General features: G+C 69.2%; 15 protein-coding genes. 7 read left to right on the top strand and 8 right to left on the bottom strand.

From position 1 onward, the window contains the following. The first annotated feature begins 211 nt into the window (after window positions 1-211). Entirely contained in the window at window positions 212-3,460 is a 3,249-nt protein-coding gene (locus tag NBY65_RS15730; RefSeq protein WP_150039229.1) for a bifunctional diguanylate cyclase/phosphodiesterase, read from the top strand. A gap of 198 nt (window positions 3,461-3,658) precedes the next feature. On the opposite strand, the gene NBY65_RS15725 is transcribed toward NBY65_RS15730, so the two are convergent. From NBY65_RS15725 to NBY65_RS15715, 3 genes are all read right to left on the bottom strand, one after another. Next, window positions 3,659-3,859 (bottom strand): hypothetical protein, encoded by a 201-nt coding sequence (locus tag NBY65_RS15725; RefSeq protein ID WP_150039228.1) that lies wholly within the window; start codon window positions 3,857-3,859, stop codon window positions 3,659-3,661. Window positions 3,860-4,134: 275 nt separating this feature from the next. Then, window positions 4,135-4,461, bottom strand: coding sequence for a hypothetical protein (locus tag NBY65_RS15720; protein ID WP_150039227.1), 327 nt, complete (start codon window positions 4,459-4,461; stop codon window positions 4,135-4,137). Window positions 4,462-4,587: 126 nt separating this feature from the next. After that, window positions 4,588-6,582, bottom strand: a complete 1,995-nt coding sequence (locus NBY65_RS15715; RefSeq protein ID WP_162530400.1) for a methyl-accepting chemotaxis protein — start codon at window positions 6,580-6,582, stop codon at window positions 4,588-4,590. A gap of 849 nt (window positions 6,583-7,431) precedes the next feature. Between NBY65_RS15715 and NBY65_RS15710 the strand changes: the two genes are divergently transcribed. Beyond that, window positions 7,432-7,632, top strand: coding sequence for a hypothetical protein (locus tag NBY65_RS15710; protein WP_150039225.1), 201 nt, complete (start codon window positions 7,432-7,434; stop codon window positions 7,630-7,632). 222 nt (window positions 7,633-7,854) lie between these two features. Further along, on the top strand, window positions 7,855-8,370 hold the full coding sequence (locus NBY65_RS15705) for a hypothetical protein (protein ID WP_150039224.1): 516 nt from the start codon (window positions 7,855-7,857) through the stop codon (window positions 8,368-8,370). A gap of 6 nt (window positions 8,371-8,376) precedes the next feature. Here NBY65_RS15705 and NBY65_RS15700 read toward each other — a convergent pair whose 3' ends face one another. Together NBY65_RS15700 and NBY65_RS15695 are read right to left on the bottom strand one after the other, a co-directional pair. After that, entirely contained in the window at window positions 8,377-9,831 is a 1,455-nt protein-coding gene (locus tag NBY65_RS15700; protein WP_150039223.1) for a short-chain fatty acid transporter, read from the bottom strand. A 197-nt stretch (window positions 9,832-10,028) separates the two neighbouring features. Further along, a complete protein-coding gene (locus NBY65_RS15695; RefSeq protein ID WP_150039222.1) occupies window positions 10,029-10,244 on the bottom strand; it encodes a hypothetical protein in 216 nt (71 codons plus the stop codon). 245 nt (window positions 10,245-10,489) lie between these two features. Between NBY65_RS15695 and NBY65_RS15690 the strand changes: the two genes are divergently transcribed. Continuing rightward, on the top strand, window positions 10,490-11,629 hold the full coding sequence (locus NBY65_RS15690; RefSeq protein ID WP_150039221.1) for an LLM class flavin-dependent oxidoreductase: 1,140 nt from the start codon (window positions 10,490-10,492) through the stop codon (window positions 11,627-11,629). Window positions 11,630-11,686: 57 nt separating this feature from the next. Here the strand turns inward: NBY65_RS15690 and NBY65_RS15685 are convergent, their stop codons facing one another. Further along, complete coding sequence (locus tag NBY65_RS15685) at window positions 11,687-13,114, bottom strand: NAD(P)-binding domain-containing protein (RefSeq protein ID WP_150039220.1); 1,428 nt, start codon at window positions 13,112-13,114, stop codon at window positions 11,687-11,689. A 117-nt stretch (window positions 13,115-13,231) separates the two neighbouring features. Here NBY65_RS15685 and NBY65_RS15680 point away from each other — a divergent pair, with 117 nt between their 5' ends. Next, window positions 13,232-14,827, top strand: a complete 1,596-nt coding sequence (locus NBY65_RS15680) for an ABC transporter substrate-binding protein (protein WP_203330375.1) — start codon at window positions 13,232-13,234, stop codon at window positions 14,825-14,827. Window positions 14,828-14,834: 7 nt separating this feature from the next. Here NBY65_RS15680 and NBY65_RS15675 read toward each other — a convergent pair whose 3' ends face one another. Next, window positions 14,835-15,977, bottom strand: a complete 1,143-nt coding sequence (locus NBY65_RS15675; RefSeq protein ID WP_150039219.1) for an acyl-CoA dehydrogenase family protein — start codon at window positions 15,975-15,977, stop codon at window positions 14,835-14,837. 162 nt (window positions 15,978-16,139) lie between these two features. On the opposite strand from NBY65_RS15675, the gene NBY65_RS15670 reads away from it, so the two are divergent. Next, window positions 16,140-17,126 carry an ABC transporter permease gene (locus NBY65_RS15670; protein ID WP_150039218.1) on the top strand — a complete coding sequence of 329 codons (987 nt, stop codon included), beginning with the start codon at window positions 16,140-16,142 and terminating at the stop codon, window positions 17,124-17,126. Further along, window positions 17,126-18,028, top strand: a complete 903-nt coding sequence (locus NBY65_RS15665; protein WP_150039217.1) for an ABC transporter permease — start codon at window positions 17,126-17,128, stop codon at window positions 18,026-18,028. Before NBY65_RS15670 ends, NBY65_RS15665 begins: the two co-directional genes overlap by 1 nt. On the opposite strand, the gene NBY65_RS15660 is transcribed toward NBY65_RS15665, so the two are convergent. After that, entirely contained in the window at window positions 18,029-18,484 is a 456-nt protein-coding gene (locus NBY65_RS15660) for an RrF2 family transcriptional regulator (protein ID WP_150039216.1), read from the bottom strand. Window positions 18,485-18,685 lie beyond the last annotated feature (201 nt).

Genomic DNA, 18,685 nt, shown 5'->3' with positions numbered 1-18,685 from the left:
GGAAAGGGTGGTTAATTATTTCTATTTTGCATCATATATTTCAAATAATTCTCCGTATCTTTTTCATGGCTTCCCGGAAGATTTGACCAATCACCATGTGTGGAAGCGCACACTCTTGTGTCTTTGGTTGTTTTTGTTGTGATGCAATGCTATCAGAACTGGCAGATCATTTGTCACCAGCAGAGGCAAGGCGCTTCTTGCAATCCTATACATGCATTTGTTGCTAAAGGACGGCATTGCCCTCGCCCGGAGGCGCCTGGATCATGCGCGCATCGCATGCCGGGAGAAGCTGGCTGCGACCTTGCACCCGGATCAGGGCGCATCGGTCCGGTTGGCAGGTGGGCGGCCGGGGTTCTGGCGCGGCTTCGCCGGCGCCGGGCTGGGCCTTGCTCTCACCCTCGGTGCGGCGGGCTACCTCGCACAACATCGGGAAGCCGACCTGCAGGAGGCCGAGCGCGAGCTGCGGAACCTGTCCCTGGTGCTGGCCAACTGGGTCGAGGACAGTTTCCGTGCGGTCGCCCTGCTGCAGGCCGGGGTCGTGCAATGGGTCGGTTCCGAATCCATCGACACGACAGGGCAGTTGCGCGAACGTTTCGCCTCCCGCGAGGTGCACGATGCCCTGCATGCGCGGACCATGGCCCTGCCACGGGTGCAACGCCTGTTCCTCGCGGACGCCAATGGGCAGGTGATCGTCACCTCCACCCCCGGCGCATGGCCGACGCCAGAGGTCAGCGTGGCCGGAAAGGATTATTTCGAGCTGCTGCGCACGGATCCCGGCCGCGACAGCGTACTCAGCAGCGCCCTGCGCAGCCAGATGAACGGGCACTGGAACATCTTCTTCGCCCGCCGACTCACCGCCCCGGACGGACGCTTCCTCGGCATCATCGGCGCCTCCATCGACCTTGCCTATTTCGAGGATTTCTTCGCCCGGCTGAACCTGGGCACGTACAGCTCGATCGCGCTCAATCACAGCGACGGCGCGCTGCTGGTGCGCCATCCACGCAATGAGTCGTTCATCGGCGTCACCACCCCCCTCAGCGCCACGTTCCGGCAGGTCACCGCCGCGGACGGAAGCGGCACGCTGCGGGCCCGCAGCCCGGTGGACGAGACGGACCGGATCATGGGCCTGCGGGTACTCAAGGCTTATCCGCTGGTGATGATCGCGACCCGCGCGACCAGCGAGGTCCTGGCCCCCTGGCGGCAGGAAGTGCGGCGCATCGGCCTGGGCGTGCTGCTGACCGACGCGCTGATCCTCGGCGGCATCCTGCTCATCAACCGCAAGGACCGGCAGCGCCGGGCCCTGCAGGCCGCGCGGACCGAGGCCGAGGCGAAGCTCGCCCGCTCGGAAGAACGCGAGCGGGCCGCCCGGACGCTGGCCGAGCGCGACGCGGCGCTCAGCGCCGTGTTCGAGAACGGCATGGCGGGGGTGGCGGAAGTGGAAGGGTTCGCCGGGCCCTTCGTGCGGGTCAATCACCGGTATTGCGAGATGACCGGGCGGACGGAAACGGACCTGCTCGGCGGCCTCACCCCGATCGATGTCATGCATCCGGAGGACTGGCCCCGCACCGCCGCGCTCTGGCAGGAAGCGGCCGGCAGCGGCGGCAAATGGGAAACCGAGCTGCGCCACCTGCGCCCGGACGGCACGGAGATCTGGACACGGCTGAGCATCGCCGTCTCCGCCCGCGACGCGCAGGGCGGGCCGCTGCGCCATCTCGCCATCGTGCAGGACATCACCGAAAGCCGGGCGGCGGCGGAGCGGCTGCGCGCCAGCGAGGCGCTGCTGCGCCTGGGCATGGAGATCGGCCATATCGGCAGTTTCAGCCGCGACCTGCTGAGCGGCGAGATCCAGTGCGGGCCGGAGACCCGGGTCCTGTTCGGCCTGCCACCGGACGAGGCCCCGCTCTCCATGGAGGACTTGCTGGTCCGGATCCTGCCCGAGGACCAGGCGCGGGTGCGCCGGCAGATCGGCGAGGCCGTCGCCCGGTGCCAGCCCGAGATCGATCTGCAATACCGCTTCCACCACCGGCCCGACGACATGGTGCGCCACGCCGAGATCCGCGCCCGCTACGAGTACGATGCCGCGGGACGCCCGCTGCGCTCGGTCGGCGTCGTCATCGACGTCACCGAGCGGCGCGCCACGGAAGCCCGGATCGCGCATCTCGCGCGCCACGACGCCCTCACCGGCCTGCCCAACCGGCTGCTGTTCCGCGAGCGGCTGGACGAGGCGCTGGCGCGGGCGCAGCGGGGCGGCGGCTTCGGCGTGCTGTGCCTTGACCTCGACCGCTTCAAGGACGTGAACGACAGCCTCGGCCACCCGGCGGGCGATGCGCTGCTGCGCGAGGTCGCGCGGCGGCTGCAGGCAGAGCTGCGCGAGACCGACACGCTGGCGCGGCTCGACGGCGACGAGTTCGCCATCATCCAGGCCGATGTGCACCAACCGCAGGACGTGACCGCGCTGGCCCGCCGGGTGATCGAGATGGTCGGCCTGCCCTGCGAGCTCGACGGCCACCAGCTCGTCATCGGCAGCAGCGTCGGCATCGCGCTCGCCCCCGCGGACGGCACCGACGCCGACGCGCTGCTCAAGGGCGCGGACATGGCGCTGTATCGCGCCAAGGCGGAAGGGCGCGGCTGCTGGCGCTTCTTCGAGCCCGGCATGGATGCGCGCATGCAAACCCGGCGCACGCTCGAAACCGACCTGCGCCGGGCGATGGTCGCGCGCGAGTTCGAGCTGTTCTACCAGCCGATCGTCGAAATCCCCTCGCGCCGGGTCAGCGGGCTGGAGGCGCTGCTGCGCTGGCGCCATCCCGAGCGCGGCCTGGTGCCGCCCGACGCGTTCATTCCGCTGGCCGAGGAAATCGGCCTGATCGTCGCGATCGGCGAATGGGCGCTGGCGCGCGCCTGTGCCGAGGCCACGACCTGGGCCGGCGCCCCCAAGGTGGCGGTGAACCTGTCCTCGGTGCAGTTCGCCAGCCGCGGCCTGGTCGATGCCGTCGCCGCCGCGCTGGAACGCTCCGGACTCGACCCGGCGCGGCTGGAGCTGGAAATCACCGAGACGGTGATGCTGCAGGAAACCGAGGCGACGCTGGCCACGCTGCGCCAGTTGAAGGCGCTGGGCGTGCGCATCGCCATGGACGATTTCGGCACCGGCTATTCCAGCCTGAGCTACCTGCAGCGCTTCCCCTTCGACAAGGTCAAGATCGACCGCTGCTTCACCCGCGATCTGGAAGGGTCGCGCCAGAGCAAGGCCATCGTGCGCGCCGTGGCCGGGATGTGCGCGGGGCTGGACATGACCACCACCGCCGAGGGCGTGGAAACCGAGGCGCAGTTTCAGGTGCTGTCACGCGAGGGCTGCGGCGAGGCGCAGGGCTACCTGTTCAGCAGGCCACTCCCGGCCGGAGAGATCCCCGCCCTGATGGAGCAGCTCGCGCAGGCCGCGCGCTTTTCCACCGCGGCGGAGTGAGGGCGGGTCCGCTTCGCAGGCAACCGCCCCCTTCGCCCCCTTCGTCAAGGGTGTTGCCCTGGACCCCGGCGAGGGGCAGCACCAGACCCTCGTGGAATCCAGGGCAGAGCCGTTCCCGGCGGGCTCAGGGCAAGGGGCAGCACCAGACCCTTGCGGAGCCCTGGGCGAAACCGTTCCCGGCTTTCTCCGAGCCGAAAATCAGTGATGGTGGCCAGGATAGACCCGAGGGACGGGGAAATGGTGGTGATGATGGTGGTGGTGGTGGTGGTGAGGCGGCGGGAACGGATGCCAGTTCGCCCCGCCGTCGTGGCCACCCGAAATCATGTCCACTTCGACGTCGCTGAGCTCAACCGGCCGATCCACCCTCGATAATTCATCGATTTTTTCATGCTTCTGCATGATTGTTTTCCCATTTTCTCTTGATAATTATTTTCGCTGGACTACAGAATCCTACAGAGATCTGCCATCCGATTCTGAAGTGCGTTCGTTTGTTCTTTTGCACTCCACGTAAATACCAAACCATGAATCATAATGTTGGTCTATGATACATTATGTTACATCCCCCCTCGGTACCATGAGGCATATGCCGCTCCAGACCCCGTGGCGGGGGCATGGTACCGAAAGGCACCGTGCCCCCCGCCATGGGCCCTGGCCTTGCGGCGTGCCCCGGGGCGTCAGCGCCCCTGGTCGAGGCGGTCGACCGTCAGGGTGAGGCAGGGACGCTCCTTGGTGGCAACGCCGAGCCGGGTCAGCCGCGCCCGGATCTCTTCCTGGTTGGATCCGGTGACCTCGATCTTCTGCTGATCCGAAATCGAAACGACGCCATAGCCCGAATCGTAGGCCCGGTTTCCCTCGCCGGGTTGCAGGGTGCAGGTGGCCTTCAGCACCGGCCTTTCCGTCATGGCCGGGCCGGAGGCGGTATCGGTGCTGCCGCAGGCGGCCAGCCCCAGGGCAAGCGAGACAGCCAGCGGGATGGCCGGCAGAAGGGCGGATTGGCGCATGGTCGACTCTCCATGGAAGACAATTTGTCCCCGGGCCTTACCACCTGAAGGCGAGGCCCAGGCGGCCTGATCACGCCGGCGTGGTTTGCGCCGGCGGCAGACGCGCCCGCCCGGACCGGGCCGGCCTCACGCCGCCCGCGCCCCTCCCACGGCGCCGATGGCCTGACGCAGCGCCGCCGAGCTGGCTTCGGTGTGCTCGAAGCCCAGATGGACCGCGCCGTCGTCGCAGGAGAGCACCATGAACGGCAAAGGCTGGGCGACCATGCCGAAGGACAGGCTGCCGCGGCTGCCTTTGGCCAGGGGGACGTCGCTGACGATACGCGCGCCCCCATGGGAGATATCGGCGACCCGCACCGGCCGGGCACCGCCCCCCGCCACCGTCACCTGGCCGGGCAGGTTGACCGAATGACGCAGGTCCTGGCGGCGGTCGACTTCCGAGGTCGAGGTGCGCACCACCCGCACGACCGTCCGGCGCAGCTCGGCCATGGCCACCGACAGCCCCGCCGCGCCCTGCTGCACGCTGCCGGCGTTCTGGTCGGTGCGTTCGGCCTCGGCCGACACCTCCGCCGCCCGGCCCGACATGGCGCGCGCGGCGTCGGCGGCGTTGCTGACATTGCGGGCGATCTCCGCCGTCGCCGCCCCCTGTTCCTCCACCGCCGCCGCGATCGATCCGGCGATGCCCTCGACCTCGCGGATGGTCTGCTCGATGCTCTGCACCGCGGCGACCGAGGCGCCGGTGGCGGTGCGGATCTCGCCGAGCGAATGGGTGATCTCGCTGGTGGACCGCGCGGTCTGCAGCGCCAGTTGCTTGACCTCGCTGGCCACCACGGCGAAGCCCTTGCCGGCTTCCCCGGCACGCGCGGCCTCGATGGTGGCGTTCAGCGCCAGCAGGTTGGTCTTGGCGGCGATGTCGGTGATCAGGCCGGCGACCGCGCCGATGCGCTCCACCTTCTCGTTCAGCACGTCCATCGCGCCGCGGGTCTCCTCGCCGGCCTGCACGGCGCGCCGGACCACGAGGGTGGACTGGGACACCTGCTTGCTGATCTCCTGGATCGAGGCGGACAGTTCCTCGGCGGCGGCGGCAACGGTCTGGGTGACCGCGAGCGTCTCGCCCGCGGAGGCCGCGGCGCCTTCGGCCGAGGCGCCGGTGCGGGTCGCGGAGTCGTGCATCTTGCCGGCCGTGTCGGTCATCGCCGCGACCCGCTCGCCGATCTGGGCGAGGGCGTTGGCAGTCTCGGTCTCGATCGCGTCGGCCATGCCGGTCAGCGCGGCCATCTTCTCGGCGGCGGCGCGGCGGCGTTCCTCCTCGGCCTCGGCCGAGAGCTGCTCGGCACGCTGCATCTGCCGCTGGAACACCAGCACGGCGGCGGCCATCTCGCCCACTTCGTCGCGGCGCCCTTCCCCCGGGACGACGACCCGCAGATCCCCGTCCGCGAGCCGCCCCATCGCGGCCTTGATGCCGCCGAGCGAGCCCGAGATGTCGCGGTTGACGAACCAGGCGATCACGCCGGTGACCAGCAGGATCAGGACGGCGACCTGCCCGAGCTGCCAGAGCGCGGCGCGGAAGGCGGCATCCAGGTCATCGGTGTAGTCGCCGGCGAGCAGGAGCAGGTTCCAGGGCGCGAAGCGCACACCCAGCGCGATCTTGTCGGACGGCTGCGTCTGGCCGGGCTTGGGGAAGGCGTAATGGATCAGCGCCTGGTCGGAGCCGCGCAATCCCTCGCGCAGCAGATCCTGGGTGGTGCGGCCCAGTCCGGGCAGGATCGTGGCAGGCTTGCCTTCCCGCCCGGGATCGGCGCCATGCATCAGGACCATGCCACTGTCGGCGTCGGTGACGGAGATATAGCCCTCGCCGCCGTCATAGCGCAGCCCGTGCACCACCTGGCGCAACTGCGCCTTCGCCTGTTCGCGGGTGAGTTCCCCTGCCACCACGCGGGCTTCGAGCGAGCGGGCGATGCTGATCGTCCCCTCCACCACGGCCCGCAGCTTGCCGACGCGGCCATCCATCATGCGCTGGTGCAGGGTCGACGCGCTCATCGCCATCATGGCGACCATCGCCATGGCCGAAAGCCCCAGCAACAAAGCCAGCTTCGCAGGCAGTCGGAGACGATGCAGGAACATGGAAGTGCTTCCCGGGTGCATGGCGATTTGCACGCGCAGGTAGCATATTTGTGGCGATAAATTCAATCAAAACACACAGACGCGGTATATATTCAAAATAATCTGAAATAATAATGTGACACACTGAAATCATGTTGCCGCCGCACGCCCCGCGCGGTGGCGGAATTTTTCCAAAGATGATCGAAGTCCGACTGAGAATTCATGATAATTCTTGGGCAGACACGGGCGCCGGATCGGGCTGGAATACCGCCATCCCGATCCTCGTCACGGAACCGCTCATGGATCGGGCCGGCCGGCGCGGGCCCCTTCTGCATCTCCCTACCGCGCCGGCCATTTGCGTCGCCGCTGCGTCCCCCACAGCCGCCTTCCTGCCGGTCGCCAGCCTCCGCCCTGAACCGGGCGATGGCGACCGGCAGACCGGCCCCGCGCGCCAAACAGCCCCCCCCACCAGGACCAGCGACAGCGGAAGGACGTGATCATTCACGCCCGACGGCCAGTTCATCCGCATGCCGGCGATGACGGCGGATAATCACGGATTCTTGACATGCCCCGGAGACCCGTCCCCCAGGGCAGGTCCTCTCGCCGGGCTTTCCTTGAAAAGGGGCAAGTTTTGCCGGTGATCACACATCATCCGGTGCCCCGGGCGGCACGGGCTCAACCGCCACGCAGACAGCCTCACCCCGCCGCCGCGGCGGATGGCCCCATGCTCTCCGCGATGTGTGCGCGCCAACTTCGGCGCGACGAGAATTTAAGTGGAAATTTCAGCATTCCCGGACACACCCGCACAGTATGAAATGTGTCATTCATTGCCGACGCGACCCGGAATGCTGTCTTGCCGAGGCAGATCGTTTGCGCGACCTCGCCGCCGGCGCCGGGGATCCCTGGATCCGCGCCAACCTTCAGGAACTCGCCATCGAATACGAAGCGATGGCGCTGGAGCAACCGGATCGTCACGGCCGGCCGGGTGCGATGAGCCGGTCCGCGCTGATGCCCCCGCAACGACACGGCGCCGAGCGCCAGGCCACGGCGGGAGAACCAGGCTCCGCCTGAACGGGCGCCCCGGAGGTTCGCCGTTTCAAAACCATCCGCTTCCCCACAGGCGGAACCGCCATCCGGCCCGCCCGCACCGTCCCATCTGATCCTTCGGGACGTTCGCATCCCCCGTTGCCGACCATCGGCGCGCAAAGGACCGGTGAAGGGAAAACGCGTCAAAAACGCTATTGCGACTCATTCTCAATTGCGCCAGCATGTCGCGGATCGCTGGAGCCCGCCATGAGCATGGTCATCCCCCTTCCCGCCCCCGCCTATCCCGCCACCACGGATGGGCTCAATGCGGCCGAGAGCGCCTTCCTGCTCGCGCTCCGCTGGTGGGTCGCGGATTATCGTCACCGCGTGGATCCGATGCCCCGCCTGCGCGAGGTGATGCACTGCGCCGGCCCCCGTGACGCGGCGATCTGCGTGGACCAGTTGATGACGCTGATTGCCCACACCGCCCGCGCGCCGGTGGGAATCCAGTGCCCGCAGTGTCGGCACCTGACCCATGACGAAAAGCTGCTGCTGCACGCGGCAAGCCTGGTGCAGGCGGGCGATGGCGGACTGGCGGGGCGCCTGCTGCGCATCGACCTGCTGCCCGCGGCGGCCGCCACATTCGCGCTGGGCGTGCTGGCCGAGCTCGCGGAGCTGTTCAGCGATGCCGGCCTGGGCTTCCGCCGGCGGCGGATGCCCGACGACATGCCCACGCCATGCGAGGCCAGCACCTCCCCGGCCTGGAGCCGGGCCCTGCACTGACCAGGATCAGGGCATCAGCGGCGGCACATAGGCCAGCGTGCCGGCGAAATACCACAGCATGAACAGCACCAGTGGCGCGTGCACCAGAAGCTGCAGGAAGGTGAAGCCGACGATGTCGCGCGCCTGCAGCGCCAGCACGCCGAGCAGCGGCAGCATCCAGAACGGGTTGATCAGGTTCGGCAGTGCCTCGGCCGCGTTGTAGACCTGCACCGCCCAGCCGAGATGCACCTTCAGCTCGGCCGCCGCCTGCATCACGTAGGGCGCCTCGATCAGCCACTTGCCGCCGCCGGAAGGAATGAAAAAACCGAGCACGGCCGAATAGAGTCCCATCAGCACCGGGTAGCTGTCCACGCTGGCGAGGCTGACGAACAGGCCGGAGATGCGGTCGGCGACGCTGAGGCCGCCGGCGCCTTTGGCCGTGGTCATGATCACCGCGATCGCGCCGTAGAGCGGGAACTGGATCAGCACGCCGGTGGTCGCCGGCACCGCCCGCGCCACCGCATCCAGGAAGCGCCGCGGCCGCCAGTGCAGCAGCAGCCCCAGCATCAGGAAGATCAGGTTGTAGCTGTTCAGCCCGGAAATCGCGACCAGCGGATTCTTGCTGGTGAATTCCTGCACCATCCAGCCCACGGCCAGCGCCACGATCAGCAGTGTCAGCAGCGGGCTGTATTCGAGCCATTCCCCGGGGCGGCGGCGCGGCGGCAGGGCCGTCTCCGCCGCCGCGACCTCGATCCCCAGGTCACGCGCGGTCATGGCATGGGCGGGGGCCGGGGCGGACGCCCAGGCGACCGCGATCGAGACCACCAGCAGCACCGCCGCCATCACCAGCGACTGCCACAGGAAGATCGTCTCGGTGAAGGGCAGCACGCCGGTGATCGCCAGCAGCGGCTTCGGCAGGCTGGCGGGATTGGCCTGCAACTGCGCCGCCGAGGAACTGAGGCCGAGCGCCCAGGTCGCGCCGAGGCCGAGATAGGCAGCCGCCCCGGCGGCACGGTAATCCATCGGCAGGTCGGCCCGCCGCGCCAGCGCGCGCACCAGCAGGCCGCTGAAGATCAGGCTCAGCCCCCAGTTCAGCAACGAGGACAGCATGCTGACGGCGGCGACGAAGGCCACGGCGCCGCGTCCGTTGCGCGGCCAGGCGGCGAGCCGGTCGATCAGCCGCGCCGCCGGCGGCGAGGTCGCCACCACGTAGCCGGTGACGGCGACAAAGACCATCTGCATGGTGAAGGGGATCAGGCTCCAGAACCCGTCGCCGAAGGTCCGGCTGACTGTGGCGGGACTGGCGCCGTTCAGCAGCGCGGCCGCGGCGACGACGACCAGCGCCACGGCGGCGAACACATAGGCATCCGGGAACCAGGTCTCGGCCCAGCGGGTGAAGCGCAGGGCGATGCGCGCCAGGATGCCGTCCTGCGCCGCAGCGGATCCGGAGCAGGGGCGTGCCGCCAGCTCGTCCTGGCTCATCCGGGCCATTCTCCTCTCGGGGTGTTGCCGGCCCTCCTTCTAGCCCGTCCGGTTGCGGTTCCGCACCGATACCGGAACGAAAACGGGTAAGAACTCCTTGAAGCCGCCGGCAGTGAAACCTTTCGGTTGATCCACGGCTGCGAACACCATCCGAAACGGATCATTCCGCCTGCATGGCGATGGCGGCACGCCTCGATTCAGTGCGTGACCGCGCCGACCACGGCGCCCCCCGCGCCGCCGAGCAGGCCGCCCAGCAACAGGCTGCTGCCGCCGGTCGCCGCGGCGATGCCCACGCCCGCCGCGGCCCCGATGGCACCACCGCTCAGCGCCCGCTGCTGGGTCCTGGACAATCCCGAACATCCCGCCAGGCCAAGAATCGCCACACCCACCATCAGCACACGTAACGCCGGCATGATCACTCCTGTCTTCGCAACGACGCGACTCCCCGCGGCGGCTGCCGCAACGAGCCCGTCCGGCAGCACATGACCCGGCAAATGCGGCGGAACAAAGCCATCAGGGCGATCACCTGGCGGCGCGATGCAACGGCGGATGGCGCGGCGTCGCCCCGCCCGATGGGAGCCCGGCAGCAATCTATTTAATCCATATACTATTAGAAATCGACGTGGCAGGCTGCCCTCGCCCTCATCCGGAGACCGTCATGTCCCAGCGTGGACCGCTCGATTTCCCCGACAGCCCGCTCTCCCGCGCGATCCGGCAGCCGCTCATGCTCGGGCTGTTCCTCAGCCTGCAGGACATCCATGTCTCGACGCTGCCGAACAGCTCGTCCTGGACCTATGACTACAACGCGGCGATCGTGCAGAAGGCCGATGCGCTGGGCTTCGACATCGCCTTCAGCCGCACCCAGTGGCTGCCCAAGGGCGGCTATGATGGCGAGGCGTCGCTCGACAGCTTCGTCGCCCTCGGCGCCATGGCGCCGGCCACGCGCAACATCCTGCTGATCTCGACGCTGCACGTGCTGTACGGGCCGTGGCATCCGCTGCACATCGCCAAGCTCGGCGCCACCTTCGACCACATCGCCAAGGGCCGCTGGGGCATCAACATCGTCACCGGCCACCGCGCTGTCGAGCACGAGATGTTCGGTTGGACGCGGATCGAGCACGACCGGCGCTACGAGATGGCGGCCGAGCTGTTCGAGGTGCTGCAGCGGCTGTGGACCGACACCGAGAACTATTCCCACGACTCCAGGCTGTCATCGTGGAAGCTCAAGGACGGCTACATCACGCCCAAGCCGCTGTATGGGCGGCCGATCCTGGTGACGGCGACCGGATCGGAGGCGGGCATCGAGTTCGCCGCCGCGCATTCGGACCTGGTGTTCATCACCTCGCCGGGCGGGGCGCATATCGACAGCGCGCTGGAAACGCTGCCCGCGCATGTCGCGCGCATCAAGGACCGGGCGCGGGCGCGCGGGCGCGAGGTGAAAACCATCATCAACCCGATCGTCATCAGCCGCGAGACCGAGGCGGAGACGCGGGCCTATCTCGATGCCATCGTCGCGCACAAGATCCCACCGAACAGTACTTCCTTCGGCCATCGCGGCTACGACAGCGACGCCGTGGCCTGGAAGGGACGCGACGATCCGCGCCACAAGCAGGGCTACGGGCTGGGCGGCAACATCGAGGTGATCGGCACGCCGGAACAGGTGGTGGCGCAGTTCGCGGCGCTGAAGCGCGCCGGAATCGATGGCGTGCAGTTGAACTTCTACGATTTCGCCCCCGACTTCGACCGCTTCGCCGCCACCACCCTGCCGTTGCTGCGCGAGGCCGGGCTGCGGCTGTGACGGCCGGGGACGGCGGGTGGGGCGCCCCGCCGTCCCCCTCGCGTCACGCGCCCACCGTCATTCCGCGGCGATGCGCGCCGGCGTCCGGACCGCGCCGGCATAGAGCGTCTCGTCGAAATCCGGCGTCACCTCGGCCTCGATGCGCCGTTCATGCTGGGCGAGGTCGGCAAGGAACAGGTCGCGGCCGATCCGCGCCACCACCGCCGGGATGTCGCGGCGGAAACTCGGCACGTCGCCGATGGGCAGGCCGTGGGAGAGAAAGCCCGAAGGATTGAAGGCATGGATGTCGCGCAGGAACGGCGCCGCGCCCGGCTGCTTCTCCTGATAGGCCAGCGCCGGATCCAGATAGGGATAGCGGCCCAGCGCCGCGTCGGCTTCCTCCGGCGGGGGCGTGTAGCGGTCGCGCCAGAGCAGGATGTCGCCGGCAAAATCGCGCAGCTCCGGCCGCACCGCCGGATCGACGAAATAGCCGGTGCCGGCGATGACGAAATCGAAGCGGTGCGTGGTGCCACCGACATAGGCTTCCACCGTCTCCCCCACCACCGCCGTACCGTCCCAGGCAGCGCCGAGATGCAGGTGGAAATTGGCGAAGCGCGTGACCCGCGCGATGGCGTCCGCCGGCGCCGTGCTGCCCGCCTCGCGGAAGCGCCGCGCCTGGCGCCAGCGCAGGGCATCCGGCAGCGCCGGGTAATGGTCGTAGGCGCCGGGATAGAGGCGCGGCTTGATCACCGGCAGCGCGGCAAGCCGGGCCCGCCGCGAGAACAAATGCACCGAGGCCGCCCCCGCCTCCAGCGCCACCGCCGCGGCGTCGAAGGCCGAGGCGGCGGCGCCGACCACGGCGACAGTGCGGCCGGCCAGGGCAGCGAAATCGATGCGCCCGGAGGTGTGCGCGAGATGCGTCGCCGGCAGTTGCGCGAATTCCGACGGGACATAGGCGCCGCCGGCGCCGAGGAAGCCGGTGGCCAGCACCACCTTGCGCGCGGTCTCGACGCGCGGCGTGCCAGCCACGGTCAGATGCAGGCGAAAATGGTCCGATGCCGGCTCGATGCGTTCCAGCCGCGTCGCGGTGCGGAGGGTGATGCCCAGCGTGCGCCGGTACCAGGCCAGGTACTCCACCCAGTCGGTGCGGGCGATGCGGTCGATCGCCGCCCAGGCCTCCTGGCCATGGCGGGCCTCGTACCAGGCCTGCACGCCAAGCCCGACATGGCCGAGTTCCGGCCCCGGCAGCGACTTGGGCGTGCGCAGGCGCTGCATGCGCGCGGTGCTGCGCCAGATCCCCGCCTCCGCCTCGTCCGCCGCCGTGTCGATCACCGCCACCTTGCCGATGCCGGCGCGGCGGAGCGCGAAGGCGAAGGTGCTGCCGGCATGGCCGCCGCCGACCACGACCACGTTGTGGTCGATGCCGGGCCGGTCCGGCACCCAGTTCTCGGGATCGGGCCCGATCAGGCGCAGGGTTTCGCGGGCGAGGAAATCAGGATCGCTCATGGGGGATGCCTCCGTCCGGCTGCGCCACAAAGGAGAGCCAAACCTTATAGTCTATTGACTAAATCGACTAATACCGTATCGTCCCCGCCGGGGCTGTCAAGCAGGAAGGAAGCGCGCATGCACCACCGGATGTATCGCCGGCGCCCGCTGCTCGGCACCGCCGCACTGGGGCTCGGGACCGCGTTGCTGCCGGTGGCGGGCGCACGGGCGGCGCCGGTGCGCGGCGGCACGCTGCGCTTCCTGGTCGAGCAGGACCCGACCACGCTGGTGACCATCGCCCATACCGCCGGGCCGTCGACGCGGATCTCGCCCAAGATCACCGAAGGGCTGCTCACCTACGACCTGAACTTCACGCCGCGGCCGGCGCTGGCGACGCAATGGGCGGTGACGCCGGACGGGCTGAGCTACACGTTCTGGCTGCGCCGCGGCGTCAAATGGCATGACGGCGAAGATTTCACCGCCGCCGACGTGGCGCATTCCTTCGAGCTGCTGCGGCAATACCACCCGCGCGGACGCGGCACCTTCGCCAGCCTCGCCGCGGTGGAAACGCCCGATCCGCTGACGGTGATCCTGCGCCTGTCCAAGCCCGCGCCCTATTTGCTGAATGCGCTCGACGCCTCCGAATCCCCGATCGTGCCACGGCATGTCTACGAGGACACCGACCCGCTGACCAACCGCAACGCCAGCGCGCCGATCGGCACCGGGCCCTTCGTGTTCCGCGAATGGGTCAAGGGCAGCCACGTGATCCTGGAACGCAATCCCCGCTACTGGGACGCGCCGAAGCCCTATCTCGACCGCATCGTGGTGCGCTTCATCGCCGACCAGGCGGCGCGCTCGGCGGCGTTCGAGACCGGCGAACTGGATCTGGGCGGCGGCCCGCCGGTGCCGCGATCGGATCTCGCGCGGCTGCTGGCCTTGCCGCAGATCGGCTCGGAGCGGCGCGGCGGCGAATACAACGGCGGCATGACCCAGCTTTACTTCAACTACGAAACCCCGGTGCTACGGGACCGGCGCGTGCGCGAGGCGATCGCGCATGCGATCGACACCAGCCGGCTGCTGGAGGTGGTGTTCTTCGGCTATGGCGAAGTCGCGCCCTCGGCGGTCAGTCCCCGGCTGGTGAATTTCGTCGATCCGTCGATCCGGCCGCACACCTTCGACCCGGGCCGCGCCGGACGGCTGCTCGACGAAGCCGGCTTCCCGCGCCGGGGCGGCGGCAGCAGGCTCACGCTGCGGCTCTATGCCAATCCGTTCAACGGCCAGGCGAGCGGCGATTTCGTCAAGCAGGCGCTGCAACGCATCGGTATCGCCGTCGATTTCCAGTTCTTCGATTTCCCCACCTACATCCAGAAGGCCTATACCGGCCGCGCCTTCGATCTGACGCTGGAATCGCTGTCCAACACCTTCGACCCGACGCCGGGCATCCAGCGCGTGTTCTGGTCGAAGAACTTCCGCATCGGCCTGCCGTTTTCCAATGTCTCGCACTACGACAACCCGGAAATCGACCGGCTGCTGGAAGCGGCGGCGGTGGAGCCCGACCCGCTGCGGCGGCGGGCGATCTGGTTCGAATTCCAGCGGCGGATCCACGAGGATGTCGCCGCCATCCACCTGATCGCGCCGGACGACATCACCGTGTTCAACCGGCGGGTCCACGACCAGACCACCGGCGTCACCGGCATGAACGGCAATTTCGCCGATCTCTGGCTGGAGTCCTGATCCGCTTTCAGGTGTCCAGCCGGGCCAGCGCCGTCTTCGCCGCGTTGGCGCGCACCAGCACGGGATTGGGCGCGTGGGTGCGCCCGCACAGCAGGTTGCGGTGATGCCGCTCGAAGGGGAATTGCCGGGATACCCCGGCATTGCCGGCGATCACCAGCGCCCGTTCGGCGGCGCGCAGGGCGTTCTCCAGCACGACCAGCCGCAGCATCGCCGCCACCGCCCCTGGGGTGCCGCCGGCATCGGCCTCGGCGGCGAGGGAATCGAGCAGGCGCTCGCTGCTTTCCACCAGCACCTCGATGGCGCCGAGCTCGTCCTGGATGCGCGGCAGCGTGGCCAGGGATGCACCAAGCCCACCGGGGGACTGGCGCGCGGCAAAGGCAAGGATGTCGTCGCGCAGCGCCCGCGCCACGCCGTGATAGACCGCGCCGATCAGCGCCATGAACCAGACCATCTGCGCCTCGTCCCGCCGTGGCCCGAGCGAAGCCGGGGCAAGATCGAGCGTGTCCTCGTACGGCACCGGCACATCCTCGAACACGACGTCGTGGCTGCCGGTGGCGCGCATGCCCGCGCTGTCCCAGGTCCGCAGGATGCGGATGCCGGGGGCGCGATGCGGGATCGCGAAGGAGCCATGGCGCGGCACCGGCTCGTCGGTCACCGCCGAGACGATGAACCAGTGCAACCCCTCGCAGCCGGTGGCGAAGCGCTTGCGGCCGCTGACGCGCCACCCCTCCCCATCCCGCCGCGCCGTGGTGTGCGGCAGCGTGCCGTAGGAGGGCGAGCCGGCCTCCGGCTCCACCTGCAGCGCATTCACCAGCGCCGGGCCGCGCAGGCTCTCCGTGACCAGACGGTCGGCCAGATGGGCGGGCCAGCGCCGCCCGGCGCGGATGGTGGCGTGCTGCGCCAGGTGCATCGCCAGGATCAGCGCCGTGGACGGTTCGCCCCGCGCGATTTCGGAAACGACGCGGCGCGCCGTGACCAGCCCGGCCCCACCGCCGCCGTGTTCCGCCGCAACCACCAGATTGGTCAGCCCGGCGGCATGCAGCGCGGCGACGTTGTCGCGTGGGAAGGCCCCGGAGGCGTCGAGTTCCGCCGCCGTCGTCGCGAAACGGCGCGACAACTGCTGCGCCGTTTCCAGCGCCGTGTCGCTCACGCCGCCCGGCCTCGCGTGACCATCCTGTCGTGACGCCTGGATCGGGAAAGCCAGCCTGCCATGGACGCCGCCCTGTTTGCCGGGAAGGGCTTTAGTTGACTAATTTTATAGAGTTTGTCAACCTTCGCGGCGATGATCCCCCGGACAGCGGAAAGGCAGGGCATGACCGGTTCCCCGCGCGTGCTGAAGGCGTTGTGCCGCACCGCGTGGCAGGCGATCCCGACCGTGGCGGGCATCGTCCTGCTGGATTTCTTCCTGCTGCGGCTGGCGCCGGGCGACGTCGCCGACGTGCTGGCCGGCGAGGCCGGCGCGGCGACGGCGGAGACGATGACGGCGCTGCGGGCCCGGTTCGGCCTCGACCTGCCGGCGCTCGGGCAGTTCCTGAACTACCTCGATGCCCTCGCGCATTTCAGCCTCGGCCAGTCACCGCGCTACAACATGCCGGTGGCGGCGCTGATCGGGCAGCGCATGCCCAACACACTGCTGCTGATGGGGGTCGCCCTGGCGCTCGCCCTGGTGCTGGGCGTCGCCGTGGGGGCGCTGATGGCGCGCTTCGCCGGGGGCTGGATCGACCGCGTGCTCTCGGTCGGCGCGTTGCTGTTCTACTCCACGCCGGGGTTCTGGATCGGACTGATGCTGATCGTGCTGTTCTCGGTCCACCTCGGCTGGCTGCCAAGCGGCGGGGCGGAGACGATCGGCGCCGGGCTCGGTGGCCTCGCCGCCCTGCTCGACCGCGCCCGCCACATGGTGCTGCCGGCGCTTTCGCTCGCGCTGTTCTACGTCGCCATCTACGCGCGCCTGACCCGCGGGGTGATGCTGGAGGTGCAGTCACAGGATTTCGTGCGCACCGCCCGCGCCAAGGGGCTGTCGCGGCTGGCCGTCACCTTCCGCCACGCCTTGCCCAACGCGCTGCTGCCGGTGGCCACCATGGCGGGGATCCATCTCGGCGGGCTGATGGGCGGGGCGGTGGTGGTGGAGACGGTCTATAGCTGGCCGGGGCTGGGACGGCTCGCCTTCGAGGCGGTGATGGGACGCGACTTCACCCTGCTGCTGGGCATCCTGCTGCTGTCCTCGCTGCTGGTGGTGGCGGTCAACGCCCTGAGCGACGTGGTGCAGGCCTGGCTTGATCCGCGCCTGGAACTGCGCTGATGAGCGGGATCGAGCTGGACCTGCCCGCCCCGGCCACGATCGCCGTACGGCATCCCCCGCGCGGCGACCGTGGCCGCGCCCTGCGGCGCACCGCCGCCAACCCGGCCGCCCTGACCGGGCTGCTGATCCTGCTGCTGGTGACGCTGGCGGCACTGACGGCCCCCCTGACCTTTCCCGGCGACCCGCTCGACATGGTGGCACGGCCGCTGCTGTGGCCGGGGCAGGATGCGCGCTTCCCGCTGGGGACGGACGCGCTCGGCCGCGACGTGCTGGCCGGGCTGGTGCACGGCGCGCGGGTCAGCCTGCTGGTAGGGGCCGCGGCGACGCTGGTCAGCCTGCTGCTGGGCACCACGGTCGGCGCGCTCGCCGGCTATTTCGGCGGGCGCACCGACGACGTGCTGGTGCGGCTGGTCGAGATCTTCCAGACCGTGCCCGGCTTCATCCTGCTGATCGTGGTCGTCGCCATCGCCGGGCCCTCGGTGCCGGCGATCACCGGCGCCATCGGCCTGGTCGCCTGGCCGGCGATCGCGCGGCTGGTGCGCGGCGAGTTCCGCAGCCTGCGCGAGGCCGAGTTCGTGCTGGCGGCACGCGCCCTGGGCTTCGGCCATGCCCACATCATCCTGCGCGAGATCCTGCCCAACGCCCTGCCACCGGTGATCGTCATGGCCTCGGTCGGCGTCGCCACCGCGATCCTGATGGAAAGCGCGCTGTCCTTCATGGGGCTGGGCGATCCCAACGTGATCAGCTGGGGCTCGATGATCGGCGCCGGCCGCGAGCTGCTGCGCAGCGCGTGGTACCTCAGCGCCGTCCCGGGCCTCGCCATCGTGGTCACGGTGCTGGCGCTGAACCTGATCGGCGATGGGCTGAACGAGGCGCTCAACCCGCGCCTCGCCGCGTCCTGATCAGATCTCGTAGGCCCAGGCGTCGCGGCGCCGCGGCACCGGGGTCTGCGCCACCAGGGCGGAGAGGCTGGTGCGGTCGAGGATGGCGGACACCGCGTCATTGACCTCCGACATCACCATCCGCACCGGACAGACCGCCATGGTCGCACAGTCCTCGCAGGAAACGGCGGTCTCGGCATTGGCACAGGCCAGCGGCACCAACGGGCCGTCGAGCGCCCGGATCACCTCGCCGACCTTGATCTCCCGCGCACTGCGCGCCAGCGCATAGCCGCCACCCGGCCCCTTGCGCGACCGCACCAGACCGGCATTGCGCAACTCCAGCAGGATGGCGTCGAGGAACTTCTTGGGGATGTTGTTGCGCGCGGCAATGTCGGCGATCAGCGCCGTCTCGCCCGGCGGCAGGCCGGCAAGATACACCACCGCCTTCACGCCATACTTGGCCTTGTTCGTCAGCATGCCCGCGCATCCCCGCCGCAACGACCCCGGCCCGCGGCAGAGCGCGCGGGCTATCGTAGTCTATTTGGTTTATTTTCTATAGGAAATCCAGGGTCTTCAGCGTTGGGGCGTTGCCCCAAACCCCACCAGAGGGCTTTGCCCTCTGGACTCCCACCAAGGGCCGAGGGCCCTTGGATCCCATTCTTTGCCGCGCAGCGCGAA

This window comes from Rhodovastum atsumiense, assembly GCF_937425535.1.
In the GTDB taxonomy this organism is placed as follows: domain Bacteria; phylum Pseudomonadota; class Alphaproteobacteria; order Acetobacterales; family Acetobacteraceae; genus Rhodovastum; species Rhodovastum atsumiense.
This window is presented reverse-complemented; position numbering and strand designations above follow the sequence as displayed.